The 16,567-nt window shown below is 71.8% G+C and carries 11 protein-coding genes and 1 tRNA gene; 5 read left to right on the top strand and 7 right to left on the bottom strand.

The window, feature by feature from the left end; translation table 11 throughout:
- Nucleotides 1–75: 75 nt before the first annotated feature.
- Nucleotides 76–453, top strand: a complete 378-nt coding sequence (locus KZQ38_RS18310; protein ID WP_219443319.1) for a tetratricopeptide repeat protein — start codon at nucleotides 76–78, stop codon at nucleotides 451–453.
- Nucleotides 454–476: 23 nt separating this feature from the next.
- Here the strand turns inward: KZQ38_RS18310 and KZQ38_RS18305 are convergent, their stop codons facing one another.
- Nucleotides 477–1,283, bottom strand: a complete 807-nt coding sequence (locus KZQ38_RS18305; RefSeq protein WP_219443318.1) for a lytic transglycosylase domain-containing protein — start codon at nucleotides 1,281–1,283, stop codon at nucleotides 477–479.
- Nucleotides 1,284–1,816: 533 nt separating this feature from the next.
- Between KZQ38_RS18305 and KZQ38_RS18300 the strand changes: the two genes are divergently transcribed.
- On the top strand, nucleotides 1,817–2,284 hold the full coding sequence (locus KZQ38_RS18300; RefSeq protein ID WP_219443317.1) for a hypothetical protein: 468 nt from the start codon (nucleotides 1,817–1,819) through the stop codon (nucleotides 2,282–2,284).
- Between the two features lie 108 nt (nucleotides 2,285–2,392).
- On the opposite strand, the gene KZQ38_RS18295 is transcribed toward KZQ38_RS18300, so the two are convergent.
- The 4 genes from KZQ38_RS18295 to mfd all read right to left on the bottom strand — a co-directional run bounded on the left by KZQ38_RS18295 (nucleotide 2,393) and on the right by mfd (nucleotide 11,228).
- On the bottom strand, nucleotides 2,393–5,566 hold the full coding sequence (locus tag KZQ38_RS18295; RefSeq protein WP_219443316.1) for a S41 family peptidase: 3,174 nt from the start codon (nucleotides 5,564–5,566) through the stop codon (nucleotides 2,393–2,395).
- 90 nt (nucleotides 5,567–5,656) lie between these two features.
- Nucleotides 5,657–6,592 (bottom strand): nucleoside triphosphate pyrophosphohydrolase, encoded by a 936-nt coding sequence (locus KZQ38_RS18290; RefSeq protein ID WP_219443315.1) that lies wholly within the window; start codon nucleotides 6,590–6,592, stop codon nucleotides 5,657–5,659.
- 121 nt (nucleotides 6,593–6,713) lie between these two features.
- Nucleotides 6,714–7,652 (bottom strand): SurA N-terminal domain-containing protein, encoded by a 939-nt coding sequence (locus tag KZQ38_RS18285; RefSeq protein ID WP_219443314.1) that lies wholly within the window; start codon nucleotides 7,650–7,652, stop codon nucleotides 6,714–6,716.
- A gap of 12 nt (nucleotides 7,653–7,664) precedes the next feature.
- Entirely contained in the window at nucleotides 7,665–11,228 is a 3,564-nt protein-coding gene (mfd, locus tag KZQ38_RS18280; RefSeq protein WP_219443313.1) for a transcription-repair coupling factor, read from the bottom strand.
- Between the two features lie 199 nt (nucleotides 11,229–11,427).
- Here mfd and KZQ38_RS18275 point away from each other — a divergent pair, with 199 nt between their 5' ends.
- Nucleotides 11,428–12,522: a PQQ-dependent sugar dehydrogenase gene (locus KZQ38_RS18275; RefSeq protein ID WP_219443312.1), complete on the top strand. Its 1,095-nt coding sequence runs from the start codon at nucleotides 11,428–11,430 to the stop codon at nucleotides 12,520–12,522.
- Nucleotides 12,523–12,543: 21 nt separating this feature from the next.
- Here the strand turns inward: KZQ38_RS18275 and KZQ38_RS18270 are convergent, their stop codons facing one another.
- Entirely contained in the window at nucleotides 12,544–13,140 is a 597-nt protein-coding gene (locus KZQ38_RS18270) for a TetR/AcrR family transcriptional regulator (protein WP_219443542.1), read from the bottom strand.
- Nucleotides 13,141–13,243: 103 nt separating this feature from the next.
- Nucleotides 13,244–14,200: an acyl-CoA desaturase gene (locus tag KZQ38_RS18265; RefSeq protein ID WP_219443311.1), complete on the bottom strand. Its 957-nt coding sequence runs from the start codon at nucleotides 14,198–14,200 to the stop codon at nucleotides 13,244–13,246.
- Nucleotides 14,201–14,740: 540 nt separating this feature from the next.
- Here KZQ38_RS18265 and KZQ38_RS18260 point away from each other — a divergent pair.
- Together KZQ38_RS18260 and KZQ38_RS18255 are read left to right on the top strand one after the other, a co-directional pair.
- A tRNA-Gln gene (locus tag KZQ38_RS18260) sits at nucleotides 14,741–14,811 on the top strand.
- The gene (locus KZQ38_RS18255) at nucleotides 14,782–16,554 is read left to right on the top strand and encodes a GGDEF domain-containing protein (protein ID WP_257901647.1); all 1,773 of its coding nucleotides are present in this window, start codon (nucleotides 14,782–14,784) and stop codon (nucleotides 16,552–16,554) included. Before KZQ38_RS18260 ends, KZQ38_RS18255 begins: the two co-directional genes overlap by 30 nt.
- Nucleotides 16,555–16,567 lie beyond the last annotated feature (13 nt).

The raw sequence follows: 16,567 nt of genomic DNA, 5'->3' as shown, positions 1-16,567 counted from the left end.
CCGCCCCCGCAACCCGTCCCGTCATCCGGTCGGCCGCTGAGGAACGCCGGGAGCGGAGGTAGCGTTGATCGGACCATGACCGACAGCACCTTCGAGGCGTTCCGCCGAGCCGAGGCGCTGCTCGCGGACCGCCGCCCGCTGGAGGCGCTGCGCGAGCTGCGAGTCGTGCTCGAAGCCGCGCCGGACGAGCCCAGCGTCCAACTGCTGGCAGGCCGCGCTTACCTGGGTTCGGCACAGCTCAAGCGGGCGGAGGACGCCTTCCGGAAGGTCTTGGAGCTGGACCCGAGCGATTACTACGCGCGGTTCGCGCTGGGCCGGACCCTGCAACGGCAGAGCAGGCTGCCGGAGGCGCTGGCACAACTGCGCATGGCGGCGGCGATGAACCCGACCCCCGAGTACCAGGAAGCGCTGGGCGAGGTAAGCGCCCGCTTGGCAGTGGAGCGCGACCGCTGATCCCCCCAACTCAGGGGTGACGGCTAACCGGGTTGGCTGGCGCGAGCGTAGGCGTCAGCTCCGCTGTAGACGTTCTGGCCGTACTCCACCGAGTTGTTGTACGTCATGACCGCGGCCCACCAGCCTTCTCCGGTGGCCAGGTCACGGCTGCCGGAGCACAGGTAACGGGCGGCGGCGAGGGCCGCGTCGTCGATGTTCTGCGGGTCGGGCGGATTGCCGTCACCGCTCGCGCGCACCGCATACCGCGCCCACGTGGTGGGGATGAACTGCATGGGGCCGACCGCCCGGTCCCACGTGCGATCACCGTCCAGCACGCCGCCGTCGGTGTCCGGGATGGCCCGCACCCCCGGCCCGCCGTCGAGCGGGATGCCGATGATCGGCTTGGACGGCCGACCGTCCTCCCCGAGCCGCGCACCGCCGATGGTGCCGTGGTGCGACTCGACGCGACCGATACCCGCCAACGTGGCCCACGAGATGCGGCAAGCAGGCGCTTGGTCCCGCATGGACAGATCCGCCGCCGCGTAGGCCCGCAGTGCCCGCGCGGGAATGTCCGTCTTCGCCGACACCCCCGCCGCCCACGCCGCAAGGGGGTCCGGCGCGTCCACAGCCGCCGGATCGGCCTGCGGCGCAGGCACCTCACCCGCCGCACCCGGCACCGCGGACCCCGGCTGCACCTGTTGGAAGGGCACCGGGAACGGCGGGTCGGACGCCGTCACACCCCGGCGGTTGACGACGCTGAGCACCCACGCCCCACCGGCGACGACACCGAGCAGGACCACGACCAGCACGAGCCGGCCGACGAAGTAGCCGACGCGACCGCGACCCGGCACGGGCGGCGTCGTTCTGGGAGGCGGCGGGACGACCACGCACCCAGGCTACGTGGCGGACCGTGATCAACGACCGGATCGGGCGAACCACCGCACCGACACACGCGCCCAAGACCCAAAACACGCAGGTCACCCCCGGTCACCCCACCAATATCGACTATCTCACCCACCACCACGGGCAACCTGCCACACCCGTCCCCGTCCGCGTGTCATCCCCGTATGGCCTGCCCGCAGGGCGACCACGTTTGTCCGGGGAGTGCAAGCACGCTTTTCGCTTGCACTCCCCGGACAAACGTGGTGGTCTTTGACAGGCCATACGGGGATGGCACGCGGACTTTCTTTTCGTGTCATCCTTGGCGGTCTGCCGCGCGGCGAGCGCTCTTTTCTCTTCGCCGACCTTCTTCGCCGACCTTCTTCCTCAGCCCACCACACACCGTCACCCCGACAAACCTCCCACCACCGCCAAGCGTGAAGCGACCACCCACACCGGTGACTGCTCTTGCCCGCCTTCACACCGACGACGGGTAATCGTCGTCATGAACCACAAACCCTTCAAGGTCATCTACGCGCTGATCGCCACTGCCATCACGCTGCTGCTCGGCTCGGGCGCGGCAGCCGCCGACCCGGTGAACGTGACGGACCTGACCTGTGACGGCGACACCTACAAGTGCACCGGCCGCCTGGACTTCGGTGACGGCCGCTGGCACGCGCAGTGGGACGTCGGCGTCTACCACCGGCGCATCGACCTCCAGGCGCCCGTACCCGTCACACGCCTGCGATGTGATGGCGACACGTACAAATGCACCGCCAACCTGCAATTCGGCGACGGCCGCTGGGTCGCGCAATGGGATGCCAGCATCTTCCACAACCGCATCGACCTCCAGGACCCGGTGCCCGTGGAACGCATCGAATGCGACGGCGACACCAACAAGTGCATCGCCAACCTCGAATTCGGGGACGGCGGTTGGGTGGCGCAGTGGGATGTCCGAGTGTTCCACGCTTGATCGGAACACGCACCGCACAGTAAACGCACAGGAACCACGCACAAAACCCAAAACAGGAACCAAGGGAACAGGGCACCTCCACAACGGAGGTGCCCTGCCCATCAACCCCTATTCCAGCGGCGGCAACTCCGGCGGCACCGCGGCCGGCCGCTCAGCGAGCGCCGCCAACGCCATCCGCACCGCCGTGTCCAACTGCGGGTCCCGCCCGGCGACCCGGTCCTGCGGCGTCACCACGACCTCCACGTCGGGATCGACACCGTGGTTCTCCACCCCCCACCCGTGCTGGGCGAACCACGACGCGTACCGCGGCTGGGTGACCACCGTCCCGTCCACGAGGTCGAACTCCATGTCGATCCCGATGACGCCGCCCCACGTGCGCATCCCCACGACCGGGCCGATCCCCAACTCCTTGATGGCGACGTTGACGATGTCCCCGTCCGAGCCGGCGAACTCGTCGGCGATGGCCACCACCGGCCCGCGGGGCGCGTCCGCCGGGTAGCTCTCGGACGTGGTGTACCCGCGGGCGAGGGACCACCCGATGACCTTGCGCGCCAGCTTCTCCACGACGAGCTGCGAGATGTGCCCGCCGCTGTTCTCCCGGACGTCGAGCACCACGGCTTCCCGCGTCAGCTCGACCCGCAGGTCGCGGTGCAACTGGGCCCACCCGGCGCCCATCATGTCCGGCACGTGCAGGTACCCGACACGCCCGTCGGACAACGCGTGCGTCCGCGCACGTCGATCGGCGACCCACGCGTGGTAGCGCAACGGCGCGTCGTCATCCAACGGCACCACCACGACCCGGCGGGGCTCGCCGCCGCCACCCGGCCGCACCGTCAGCTCCACGGGTTTGCCCGCAGTGCCGACCAGCAGCGGGGCCGGGCCCGTCAACGCGTCCACCTGGCGGCCGTCCACGGCCAGCACCGCGTCACCGACCCGGACCGCGACACCCGGCGCGGCCAGCGGGGAGCGCGCCGCCGGGTCCGAGGTCTCGCCGGGGATGATGCGGGTGATCCGCCACGCGCCTTCGGCATCCCGCTCCAGGTCGGCCCCGAGCAACCCCACGGACCGCCCGCGCGAACCGCCGCGCGGCATCACGTAGGCGTGCGAGGTGCCCAGTTCACCCTGCACCTCCCACAGCAGGTCGACCAGGTCCGAGTAGCTGCCCAGCCGGTCCACCAGCGGGCGGTAGCGCGCCAGCGCACCCGCCCAGTCGAAGCCGCCCATGTCGGTGCGCCAGAACATGTCCCGCATCAGGCGGCCGGCTTCGGCGTACGCCTGCCGCCACTCGGCGGACCGGTCCACGACCACGCGCACCCGGGACAGGTCGACCTCGACCGAGTCCGCGTCGTCCGCGTCGACCTTGCGGTCCGCGGGCACGACGCGCAGGTCACCGCGGTCGAGCACCACGACTCGCGAGCCGTCGCCGGTCACGGCGTACGAGCTGAGCCCGTCCACCAGCAGGTCCGTCCGGCTCTTCGCCAGGTCGAACCGCTCCAGCACCGCACGCGGCGGCGAGGACGACGGCGTGGCCAGGTTGTCCCCGAGCACACCGCTCAGCGGGCTGCGCAGCCACAGCAACCCGCCCTTGGCCGCGGTGAGACCCGCGTACCCCGCGGCGGCCACCGGCACCGGCACCACCCGGTCGGCGAGACCTTCCAGGTCCACCACGGTGATCGGGTTGTCGTCGTCCTTGTCCTTGTCCTTCTCCTTGTCGTCGTCGCCCACGGGGCGGCCCATCCGCAGCGGGTCGAACGGCGACGGCGTGGTGGCCGCGAGCGGCAGCAGGAACGGGCGGCAGCCGGTCGGGAAGGACAGGTCGAACACGTGCGCGTCGTACACCGGGTCGAACGTGCGGACCGACAGGAAGGCCAGGTACCGGCCGTCCAGGGTGAACGCCGGCGAGTAGTCGGCGAACCGCAGCGGCGTCACGTCCACCACGGACAGGTCGGTCGTGTTGGTCATCCGGATGTGCCGCAGCGGACTCGGGCCGGGGTGCGACCACGCCAGCCAGTTCGAGTCGGGCGAGAACGCCAGGTCGGACACGTGCGGGTTCGCGCCGCGCAGGACCTCCCGCACCTCCCCGGACTCCACCTCGACCAGCAGCAGGCGGCCGTCGTGGGTGGCAACGGCGAGCCTCCTGCCGTCCGGCGACACCTCCAGCTCCAGCACGCGCCCGACCTTGCCGACCGCGACCCGGCGCGGGGCGTTGCCGGGCTCGCTGCCGCTCGCGGGTGCGAACTCCAGGCCCTCCTCGCCCTCCGCGTCGGTCACCCAGACGACGTTGTCGCCGACCACGCGGGGCAGGCGGGCGCGGACGCCGGGCTGCTCGGCGAGGGCACGCGCCGGGCCGTCCCGGTGCGTCACCCAGTGCACGGTGCCCCGCACCTCGACCACGCTCGCGCGGCCGGTCTTGTCCGGGTGGAAGTCGTCGGGCCGCGACGGCACCGGGCGCGGGCGGGTGGCCGTGCGCGGGCCGCCGAGCGCGATGTCCAGCTTGCGGGGGCGGGCGTCCAGCGAGTCGAGCACCCACAGGTCCCCCGCGAGCTGGTAGACGACGCGCTCGCCGTCGGTGGTCGCGGCGCGCGCGTAGAACTCCTGCTCGGTGTGGCGGCGCAGGTCGGTGCCGTCCGGCAGCACCGAGTAGACGCTGCCGACACCGTCGTGGTCGGACAGGAACGCGATGCGGTCGCCGACCCACATCGGCGCGTGCAGCGACGACGTCAGCTCGGGCAGGATGCGGGTGAACTCGCCGGTACCGGCCACGTCGACCCACAGCCGCCCGGCGGAGCCGCCGCGGTACCTCTTCCAGTACGCGGGGTCCTTGCCGTACATGGAGGTCACGACGACTTGGCCGGCGGGTCCGTGCGCGACGTCGCCGACCCACCCGTACGGCAGCCGCCGCGGCGGGCCGCCGTCGACCGGGACCGCGTGGGCCCAGCGACGCGCGCGGGTCGCCTCGCCGGCGGCGGTCACGGCCACGACGTCGCCGTCCGGTGTCCAGCCGCGGACGCCGGTGGTCTCGGCGCCCCAGTAGGTCAGCCGGGTGGCCTCGCCGCCGGCGACCGGGGCGAGGTGGACCTCGGGCGCGCCGTCGCGGCGGCTGGTCCAGGCGAGCGCGGTGCCGGACGGGTCGAACCGCGGGGTGGCCACCGGGGCCTGGTCGGCGGTGACCCGCCAGGCCCGGCCACCGGCGAGCGGAGCCAGCCACACGTCGTCCTCGGCCACGAACGTGACCAGGTCTCCGTGCAGGTGGGGAAAACGAAGGTAGGCGGGAACGGTCACCAGCACGACGTTAGCGCCAAACCCAACACCACGATCAAGGTTTTGCTTTCTCTCTGCTCGTCAAGCCCAGTACGCCCTCCGGTCCTCCTCTCACCGATCCCAGTACGCCCTCCAGTCCTCCGCGGTCAACACGGACACCCCGGCCTCCCGAGCGGACCGCTCCGCCCGGCGGACCCTCTCCGCGAACCCCCGCGCCACCGAGCGCAACTCCCCCTCCGGGTCCTCCCCGGCCAACTTCGCCAACGCGGTCACGGCGAACAACGTGCTCCCGGTGTCGTCGCCCTCCGGGAGCAGGTCGACGGGCAGACCCGCCCGCGCGGCCCGCTGCGCGAGCTTCCCGGCCAGCGCGATCGCGGGCTGCCCGGCCGCGACGCCGTCCAGGCTGGACTCGCGCCGCTTCTCCTCCTGCTTCAGCTCCTCCCACCGGTGCTGCTGGGTGGCCGCGTCACGCACCGCCGGGTCGTTCCCCTCGAACACGTGCGGGTGCCGTCCGACGAGCTTGCGGACCAGGTCCCCCGCGACCTCGTCGATCCCGAACGGCTCGTCGTGCTCCGCCGCGATCCGCGCGTGGAACAGGACCTGCAACAACACGTCGCCGAGTTCTTCACGCATCGCGGCCCGATCACCGTCCTCGATGGCTTCCAGCAACTCGTAGGTCTCTTCGACGAGGTACTGGCGCAACGAGTCGTGGTCCTGCTCCGCGTCCCACGGGCAGCCGCCGGGCGACCGCAGGCGGTCCATCACACCCGCCGCGTTCACCAACGCCGTCCCCGCCGGGTTCCGGATCACGTCGGCGCCACGCTCCACCAGCGAAACCGCGTGGGCGTCCAGTTCCGCCGTCAGGTAGACATCCGACTCCCCCGACACCCCCTCCGGCGGAACCGGCTCCGCCGCCAACGCGGCCCAGAACTCCCCCACGAGATCCGGGGAAACAAAAACCGCCGCCGCGCTCCGGAGTGCGGGGAGCGCGGCGGCGGGGAGCACCTGGTCGTGGCGGGAGGTCAGCAGGACAACGGTGTTCGTCACACCGCAATCATCTCCGCTCGCCTTCCTCCCGCCACGCCGGCCGTCGCTGCCCTCCCGCCACGCCGGCCGTCACTGCTCTCCCGCCACGCCAGCCGTCACTGCCCTCCCGCCACGCCGGCCGTCACTGCTTCACGGACGACCGGGCAACCGCCTGGTACCCCGACAACTCCTTCTCGCTGGGCGAGAGGGCGATCGCGGTCGAGTCCCACACGCCGTACCGCGGGTTGACCCGGATCTCCGGGTCACCGGCGAGCCGCTGCACGAGGCGCAGCCCGATCTGCTCCAGGAGCTGCGGCGTGAGCTGCTCGGTGGACGAGTCGCCCCGGCGGGAGGCGCGGTCGTTCCGGTCCGTCACGTGCGCGACGAGCCACTGCGCGCTGCCGGGGTCGGGCGCGAACGCCACCACCGTCCCCGGTTCGACGCCGAACAACGGCGAACCGGCGGCCTGCGGCGACTCGGCCGAGCGGACCTTCTGGCCGACCTTGGCGAGCTGCTGGCCCTCCGCGCCCTGCGGGCCGGAGCGGACGTACTCGGCCATCTTCGCCGGGTCGGCCGCGACCTGCTTGGCCTTCTCGACCGCGTCCTTGCCGTCCTTGGTGAAGAAGTAGTCGAACGTGACTTCCATCCGGTCGACGTACTTGCGGGCCAGCTCGACCAGGAGCAACTGGTCCTTGGCCCGCTCGCGGAACGTCGTCGCGTCGTAGACCGTGTTCTGCGAGGCGACTTCCGCGCCGCCCGCGTTCTGCACGGACTCCGTCACGGCGTCCTCGGACACCGTGATGCCCTCGCGACGCGCCGCGCGCTCGATCAGCTCGTGCTGCACGCTCAGGGTCACCAGCTGCCGGGACACCTGGTCGAGCTTGCGCTGCTCGTGCAGCTGCTGAGCTTCGGGCTCCTTCTTCAGCACGGTGTCCAGCCGCTGCTGGACCTGCTCCAGCGGGATCGCGGTGTCGCCGATGATGGCGGCCGACCCCACCTGGCTCGGGCCGGTACCGCAGCCCGCCACCAGCAGTGCGACGGCCGCGCCGACCAGGGTGAAGCGCCTCTGCACAGTCCTCACGCGGTTACCCTCTCACGGACCCGTGACCGGGCTCACGGGTGTACCCGCCAAGGAGACCAGGAACTGGGCGCACCAGTCGAGCAGCGCCTGGTCCCTGAGCTGCGGTGCGCCCATCCGGCCGCCGGCCGCTCCCTCGGTCGGCCTAGGCACGCTGACCGTGCGCGCGGCCTGCTTGTAGATCGCCTTCGGGTGCAGCCGCCGCAGCCGCACGAGCTGGGAGTCCTTCAGCTCCAGCGGCGCGAAGCGGATGGTCTGGCCCTGGGTGGCGACCTCGGTGACGCCGTGCTCCCGGCACGTCTGGCGGAACCGCGCCACCGCGAGCAGCCGCTCGACGGGCAGCGGCGGCGTGCCGTAGCGGTCCTTCAGCTCGTCCCACACGGCTTGCAGCGCCGCCGCGTCGGCCGCCGCCGCGATCTTCCGGTACGCCTCCAGCCGCAGCCGCTCGCCGGGCACGTAGTCGTGCGGGATGTGCGCGTCCACGGGCAGGTCGACGCGGACCTCCGCCAGCTCCTCCTCGGTCTCGCCCTCCGCGCCGGCGTGCCGCCGGAACGCCTCGACGGCTTCGCCGACGAGGCGCACGTACAGGTCGAAGCCGACGCCCGCGATGTGGCCGGACTGCTCCGCGCCGAGGATGTTGCCCGCGCCGCGGATCTCCAGGTCCTTCATGGCGACGGCCATGCCCGCGCCGAGTTCGGTGTTCTGCGCGATGGTGGCCAGCCGGTCGTGCGCGGTCTCGCTGAGCGGCGCCTCCGGCGGGTACAGGAAGTAGGCGTAACCGCGTTCCCGGCCGCGGCCGACGCGACCGCGGAGCTGGTGCAGCTGGGACAGGCCGAGCATGTCGCCGCGCTCCACGATGAGCGTGTTGGCGTTGGAGATGTCCAGGCCGGTCTCCACGATCGTCGTGCACACCAGCACGTCGTACTCGCGCTCCCAGAACCCCTGGATGATCTTCTCCAGCTTGTCCTCGTTCATCTGGCCGTGCGCGGTGACGACCCGCGCCTCGGGCACCAGGTCGCGGATGCGGCGAGCCGCCTTCTCGATCGAGGAGACCCGGTTGTGCACGTAGAACACCTGGCCGTCACGCAGCAGCTCGCGGCGGATGGCCGCGCCGACCTGCTTGTCGTCGTACGCGCCGACGTAGGTCAGGATCGGGTGCCGCTCCTCGGGCGGGGTGAGGATGGTCGACATCTCGCGGATGCCGGCGAGCGACATCTCCAGGGTGCGCGGGATCGGGGTCGCGGACATGGTGAGCACGTCGACGTGCGTGCGCAGCGCCTTGATGTGCTCCTTGTGCTCGACGCCGAACCGCTGCTCCTCGTCCACGATGACCAGGCCGAGGTCCTTGTACCGCAAGCCCTTCTGGAGCAGCCGGTGCGTGCCGATGACGACGTCCACGTCGCCGTCGGCGAGACCCGCGATGGTCTGCTCCGCCTCCTGCGGGTCGGTGAACCGGGACAACCCCTTGACCTGCACCGGGAAGGCACGCATCCGCTCGGTGAAGGTGTTCAGGTGCTGCTGGGCGAGCAGCGTGGTCGGCACCAGCACCACGACCTGCTTGCCGTCCTGCACCGCCTTGAACGCGGCGCGCACCGCGATCTCGGTCTTGCCGTAGCCGACGTCGCCGCAGATCACCCGGTCCATCGGGACGGAGCGCTCCATGTCGGCCTTGACCTCGTCGATCGCGGCCATCTGGTCGACGGTCTCGGTGAACGGGAAGGCGTCCTCCAGCTCGCGCTGCCACGGGGTGTCGGTCGCGAACGCGTGGCCGGGCGCGGCCTGGCGCGCGGCGTAGAGCTGCACCAGCTCGGCCGCGATCTGCTTGACCGCCTTGCGCGCCTTGGCCTTGGTGTTCTTCCAGTCGCTGCCGCCGAGCTTGTTCAGCGTGGGCAGCTCGCCGCCGACGTACCGGGACACCTCGTCCAACTGGTCCGTCGGCACGAACAGCCGGTCGCCGGGCTGGCCGCGCTTGGACGACGCGTACTCCAGCACCAGGTACTCGCGGGTCGCGCCGGCGACCGTGCGCTGCACCATCTCCACGTACTTGCCGATGCCGTGCTGCTCGTGGACGACGTAGTCGCCCGGCTTCAGCGCGAGCGGGTCGACGGCGTTGCGCCGGCGGGACGGCATCCGCCGCATGTCCTTGGTGGACGTGCCGCCGCGACCGCCGGTCAGGTCGGTCTCGGTGAGCACGACCAGCGCCAGGTCCGGCAGCGCGAAACCGTCCTCCAGCGCGCCGCGCACCACGGTGACCGAACCCGCGGCGGGTGCTTCCCGCAGTCCCTCCACGAGCACGGCGGGCACTTCGGCGTCACGCAGCTGCTCCACCGCGCGCTGCGCCGTGCCCGCGCCCGGCACGACCAGCACGGCCGTGCCGCCGGACGCGGTGTGCGCGCGGAGGTCGGCGAACGCGCGGTCGATGTCGCCCTGGTACGCCTCGACGTGCTTGAACTCCAGCCGCACCACGTCGGTGGCCTCGGTGGTGAGCTGGCTGAAAGTCCACCACGGCCGGCCCTTGGCCTTGGCGGACTCGGCGACCTCCGCGAGGCTGCGGTAGGCGGACGCGCCCAGGTCGATCGGCGCCTTGCCGCCGCCCGCCGCGGCCATCCACGACGCCTCCAGGAACTCCTGGCCGGTGCGGACCAGGTCGTGGGCGCGGGCGCGGATCTTCTCCGGGTCGTTGACCAGGACGTGCGTGCCGTCCGGCACCACGTCGGTGAGCAGTTGCAGTTCGCCCTCGCACAGCGCGGGGATCAGGGCTTCCATGCCCTCGGACGGGATGCCGTTGGCGAGCTTGTCCAGCATCTCGGCCAGCTGGGCGTCCGCCTGGTGCTCGGCGGCCAGCGCGGCGGCCCGTTCCCGGACCCGGTCGGTGAGCAGCAGCTCCCGGCACGGCGGCGCGGTGAAGCGCTCCACCTGCTGCGGCAGTGAGCGCTGGTCGGCGACCGAGAACGGGCGGATCTCGCTGACCTCGTCACCCCAGAACTCGACCCGCAGCGGGTGCTCCGCGGTGGGCGGGAACACGTCCAGGATGCCGCCGCGGACGGCGAACTCGCCACGCTTCTCCACCATGTCGACCCGCGTGTAGGCGAGTTCGGCGAGGTTCGCGAGCAGCGCTTCGAAGTCGTGCTCCGCGCCGACGGCCAGGTCCACCGGCGCGAGGTCGCCGAGGCCGGGCGCCATCGGCTGGATGACGCTGCGGATGGTGGCGACCACCACGCGCAGCGGGTTGTCGCCGGGGTGGCGCAGGCGGCGCAGCACCTGGAGGCGCGCGCCCACCGTGTCGGCACGCGGCGACAGGCGCTCGTGCGGCAGGGTCTCCCAGCTGGGGAAGATCGCGACGGCGTCGGGGCCGAGCAGGTCGCGCAGGACGTTGGTCAGCTCGTCGGCCTCGCGGCCGGTGGCGGTGACGGCGAGCACCGGCGCCTTGCTGGTCAGCGCGGCGGCGACCAGCGGCCGGGCGGCGGGCGCACCCTCCAGTTCCAGGGTGGGCGCGCCGGCGGAGTCGAGGAGGGCGCTGAGCGCCTTGTCGGACAGGACAGCGGTCAGCAGGCCGGACAACGGGCCGGGCTGGGGCATTTGCGTGGCTCCCGGGGAAACGAGGACAGACCCCTGCCCGGGACCTGTGCCCACCGGAAGGGGTGCTCCCGACCAGCGTACGTCCATCTCTTCGGAACGCGACCCTCTCCCTCCCTCCCACAACACGACCCCTCCCTCCCACAACACGACTTCTCCTCCGGCACCGCGACTTCACCCGGTCCCTGGGATGCTGGTCACCATGCGCAGATCCGCGGAGGTCGCGACCTCCGCAGTCCTGGCCATCGCCCTCACCGGCTGCTCACCCGCGCCGGGGAGCACCACGCCGACCACCACCGTCCCGGACCTGCGGGTCGAGGTGGTGGGCAGCGGTTTCACGCACCCGTGGGAGGTGGGCTTCCTGCCCGACGGCCGGCTGCTGGTCACCGAGCGCCCCGGCACCCTGGCGCTGCTCGACCGGGGCACGCGGACCGAGGTGGCCGCGGACCTGCGCGACGTGGTGGCCAGGGGCGAGGGCGGCCTGATGGGCCTGGTGGTGCACCCCGACTTCGCCTCCTCCCACCGCTTCACCACCTGCTTCACCACGGAGGAGGACATCCGGCTGGTGACGTTCGAACTGGTCGGCGCGGAGGCGAAGCGGGTGCGGGACCCGCTGCGCGCCGGGTTGCCCGTGAGTCCCGGCGGGCGGCACTCGGGCTGCCGGCTGGCGCTGGACGGCGACCGGCTGCTGGTCGGCACCGGTGACACCGCCCGGCCAGGGGTCGCGCAGGACCGGGGCAGCCTCGGCGGCAAGGTGCTCCGGCTGGACCTCGCGACCGGCGAGGGCGGCGTGCTGACCTACGGCCACCGGAACGTGCAGGGCATCGCGGTCCGCGCGGACGGAGCGGTCTTCGCCGCCGAGCACGGCCCGGACGTGGACGACGAGGTGAACCTCCTCCGGGAGGGCGCGAACTACGGCTGGGACCCGTCCCGGGGCGGCGAGTCGGACGAGTACGACGAGAGCGTGCCGATGACCGACCTGACGCGGTTCCCGGACGCGGTGCCCGCGGTGTGGTCGTCGGGCGGCTCGACGGAGGCGGTGTGCGACATCGTGTTCCTCCGGGGCGACCGGTGGGGTGACCTGGCGGGCACGCTGGTGGCAACCGCGCTCAAGGGCACGAAGGCGTTGTTCTTCACGCTGTCGCCCGAGGGCGCGGTGCGGTCGTTGGCCACGCCCGAGGAGCTGACCGGCGCGTTCGGCCGGTTGCGCGGCGCGGCGCTCGGCCCGGACGACGCGCTCTACCTCACCACGTCGAACGGCTCCGACGACAAGGTGCTCCGGGTGACCAGGAACTGACCCCGGCCACGCACCCGGTCCTCAGCCCCGGGTCCGCAGCCGCGGCTTGTGGTCCATGTGCGACAGGCCCTTCCAGGCCAGGTTCACCAGGTGCGCGGCGACCTCGTCCTTCTTGGGCTTGCGCACCTCCAGCCACCACTGCCCGGTGAGCGCGACCATGCCGACCAGCGCCTGGCTGTAGAGGGCGGCGAGCTTGCGGTCGTAGCCCTGCCGGGAGAAGTGCAGCCCGAGGATCGACTCGACCTGCGAGGCGATGTCGTTGAGCAGCGACGAGAACGTCCCGGTGGACGAGGCGACGGGCGAGTCGCGGACGAGGATGCGGAACCCGTCGGTCGAGCCCTCGATGTAGTCGAGCAGGGCGCACGCGGCCTGCTCCAGCAGTTCCCGCGGGTGCCCGCCGGAGAGCGCGTTGACGATGTGGTCCATCAGGTACTGCATCTCGCGGTCGACGACGACGGCGTAGATGCCTTCCTTGCCGCCGAAGTGCTCGTAGACCACGGGCTTGGACACGCCCGCGCGGTGGGCGATCTCCTCGATCGAGGTGACCTCGTAGCCCTTCTCCGCGAACAACGCCCGCGCGACGTCGAGCAGTTGCTCGCGCCGCTCCTTGCCGGTCATCCGCACGCGCGGGACCGGGGTCTCGTCACCTCGCCGTCGTCCCGCCACTCGGCTCACCCTAAACACCCGCCCCCCGCCACGGGGGCGAGGGGCGGGAAGTGGGTCACTTCTTGGCGCTGATCCGCGCCAGCCGCTGGTCGTTCGGCCAGCGCACGTCACGGGCCCAGCCGAACTTCTCGAACAGCCAGATGAGCCGCGCCGAGGTGTCGATCTGGCCGCGCTTGACGCCGTGCCGCGCGGACGTCGGGTCGGCGTGGTGCAGGTTGTGCCACGACTCGCCGAACGACAGGATCGCCAGCGCCCAGACGTTGGCGGAGCGGTCGCGGGCCGCGAACGGGCGGTCGCCGACCATGTGGCAGATCGAGTTGACCGACCACGTGACGTGGTGCAGGAAGGCGACGCGCACCAGGCCCGCCCAGAAGAACGCGGACAACGCGCCCGCCCACGACATGGTGATCAGGCCGCCCAGGACACCGGGCGCGAGCAGGCTGATGGTGGTCCACAGCCAGAAGAGCTTGTCGATCCGGACCAGGTCCTCGTCGGCGAGCAGGTCGGGCGCGAAGCGCTGCGCGTTGGTCTTGTCGCGCTCGAACAGCCAGCCCATGTGGGCGTGCCAGAAGCCCTTGGCCAGGGCGACGGGGCCGGAGCCGAACAGCCACGGCGAGTGCGGGTCGCCCTCGCGGTCGGAGAACGCGTGGTGCCGGCGGTGGTCGGCGACCCACACCAGCACGGGGCCCTGGAGCGCCATGCTGCCCGCGATGGCCAGCGCGATCTTCAGCGGCCGGCTGGCCTTGAAGGAGCCGTGGGTGAAGTACCGGTGGTACCCGATCGTCACACCCAGCCCGGACAGGTAGTAGAAGCCGACGAACAACGCGACGTCGAGCCAGCCCAGCCCCCATCCCCAGGCCATCGGCACGGCCGCGATCAGCGCCAGGAACGGCACGAGCACGAACACGTAGACGCCGAGCTGCTCCACGTGCCCGCGCCGGCCGTCGGTCAACGGCTTCGGGCCCCGATCGGGACCGGGCGGTGTGGGCCTGTTCTCCAGGGTGCTGGTCATACGCCTACCTCTTGGCTATCCGGGGTCTACCTACGGGACCGTAACTTACGGAAGCGTAAGTTAGGTCGTCCTGGTCCCGCCAGAGTCGCTCGGGAACTCACGGCGTGTTCTCAGGAAGCCGGGCGTGTCGAACGGCGGCGGCGCACCACCCCGGCGCACCTGCCGCGCACCACCCACCCGCACCGGCTCCCGCACTGCTCAGCGGGGGTGCCCCGGGACCGCCCCGGACGAACGCGCCGACCGCCGACCACGGCCCGAACCACCCGGACGTCGAGCCCGATCGGGTGAAAATGCGTGATCTCCACCGAGACCGGGATCACGCCGGGGGACGGCGTGCCCGCCCGGCGCACCGGCGCCCACGTCGGCAGGCCCGCAGCCGCACCGCCGCCGGCCACCCGGACGTGAACGATCCGACCTGCGGAAACACGAAGAGTCATGATCGTATTACGATCGGATTGCCGCCAGTTGAGTGGTGCTGGTGACCTTCCCGGACCAGTCGTGACAACATGTCCTCGCGCGGCGGAGGGCTGCTTCCGCCGTTCCGCCATGGTGTAAAGGCAGCACCTCGGATTTTGGTTCCGATGGTCCAGGTTCGAATCCTGGTGGCGGAGCGAGCACGACCGGACCGCGCCGGTCCGGGTCGCCCTGCGATCTGGCATGGGGGGTGTGGGTCGCTGCACGAGGACGCGGTCGGCGGGCAGGACAACGTGACGCCCGCGCTGCACGAGATGACCGACGCGTGGCTGGTGGGCCGCGCGAGCGAACTCGTGGCCGTGGCCCAGAGCAGTCACCTCTCCGAGCAGCTCGACGCGTGCCACGAGGTCGACGAACTGCTCGCCGAGGCGCAGAACCGGGGCGAACCGCGGATCGTGGCGCAGCTGCTGCGCGCGGCGGGCGTGGTCCGGCTGGTGACACCCGGCCTGGTGGACCTGTCCGACTCCATGCTGGACGAGCTGCTCGCGCACACCCGCCGGCACGGCCTCGTGGTGCTGGAGGCGGAGGCGCACGCGTTGCGCGGGCGGCGGTACCTGCTCGGCGGTTTCGAGGACAAGGCGCTGACCGAGGTGGCGTCCGGGCTCGCCATGCTGGAGGAGAACCTGGCGCCGGACCCGATGCTGGACAAGCGCACCTGGGACCGGCTGCTGGCCACCGCGCTCCAGTCCACCGGCCTCGTGCTCACGCAGCTCGGCGTGTACGAGATGGCGGACGCGGTGCTCGCGCGGGCGCACAACGCGATCCGGGACAGCGCCGGACCGCACCTGATCTACATCCACCTGATGAACCGCGCCCGGATGCTGATCGGCTGGGGCCTGCGGCTGGAGCGGGTCGACAACCTGGGTGAGGCGTCGGCGAAGTTCGCCGTCGCGTCCGCCATCGCAGAGGCCGTCGAGGGTCCGTTCCGGGAGTCCCTGCACCCCGGTCGCCGGGACCGCGCGGCGGCCGAGCAGGTGCCGATCATCGGCGCGGCGCACGCCCTGGCCAAGCCGGGGCCGGAGCACATCGCGCCGCTGTGGCGGCTGCGCGAGCTGGCCATGTACGCGCGCGAGCTGATCATCGTGTCCATCGCCCTGGCCCGGTGCCTGGAGCTGGAGGAGCTGCCGCAGCAGGCGCTCCAGGTGCTCTCCGACGCGCGCACCCGGCTGGAGCACGACACGTCCGAGCCGACGCTCATGCTGTGCCTGGTGCGCGAGTACGCGCGGTTGTCCGGGCCGCACGGCGAGCGCACCATCTCCGCGCTCCAGTTCTACGCGAACGCGCTGGAGGTGGAGCTGTGGCAGATGCAGGAGGCGCGCACCGCGACGCTCGTCACGCGGCGTGATCACGAACGGCTGACCCGCGCGCACGGCGCGATCGCGCAGCAGGCGCTCCAGGACCCGCTGACCGGACTCCCGAACCGGCGCGCGCTGGACGACCGGTTGAGCGCGCTGGTCAACGCGCAGACCGATCCCATGGCGATCGCGCTGGTCGACCTGGACGGGTTCAAGGTGGTCAACGACCGGCACTCGCACGCGGAGGGTGACGACGTGCTGCGCGTGATTGCCAGCACACTCCGGCAGGCGTTGCGGGGCGACGACCTGGTGGCCCGCTACGGCGGTGACGAGTTCGTCGTGCTGCTGCCCGGTGCTCCCCTCCAGGCCGCCGAGGCGGCCCTGGGACGTGCGGTGGATGCCGTGGCGGGCTTGCCATCCGACCTGTCCAGGGGCGTGACGCTGTCCGTCGGCGTGATCTCGGTGCGGCCCCGCGAATCGGCCAACCAGGCGCTCGCGCGAGCCGACTCGGCGATGTACTTGGCGAAGCGCAGAGGTGGCTGCCAGGTTGCGGCCGTGGCGGGCGAGGCGTCCTCGGAGGCTTAGTATCAGCACCTGG

Source organism: Saccharothrix obliqua (genome assembly GCF_019375475.1).
Taxonomy (GTDB): domain Bacteria; phylum Actinomycetota; class Actinomycetes; order Mycobacteriales; family Pseudonocardiaceae; genus Actinosynnema; species Actinosynnema obliqua.
This window is presented reverse-complemented; position numbering and strand designations above follow the sequence as displayed.

Coding starts and splice junctions, on each gene's coding strand:
- KZQ38_RS18310 (WP_219443319.1), top strand. CDS start 76: ATGACCGACAGCACCTTCGAGGCGTTCCGCCGAGCCGAGGCGCTGCTC.
- KZQ38_RS18300 (WP_219443317.1), top strand. CDS start 1,817: ATGAACCACAAACCCTTCAAGGTCATCTACGCGCTGATCGCCACTGCC.
- mfd (WP_219443313.1), bottom strand. CDS start 11,228: ATGCCCCAGCCCGGCCCGTTGTCCGGCCTGCTGACCGCTGTCCTGTCC.
- KZQ38_RS18275 (WP_219443312.1), top strand. CDS start 11,428: ATGCGCAGATCCGCGGAGGTCGCGACCTCCGCAGTCCTGGCCATCGCC.
- KZQ38_RS18270 (WP_219443542.1), bottom strand. CDS start 13,140: ATGACCGGCAAGGAGCGGCGCGAGCAACTGCTCGACGTCGCGCGGGCG.
- KZQ38_RS18265 (WP_219443311.1), bottom strand. CDS start 14,200: ATGACCAGCACCCTGGAGAACAGGCCCACACCGCCCGGTCCCGATCGG.
- KZQ38_RS18255 (WP_257901647.1), top strand. CDS start 14,782: ATGGTCCAGGTTCGAATCCTGGTGGCGGAGCGAGCACGACCGGACCGC.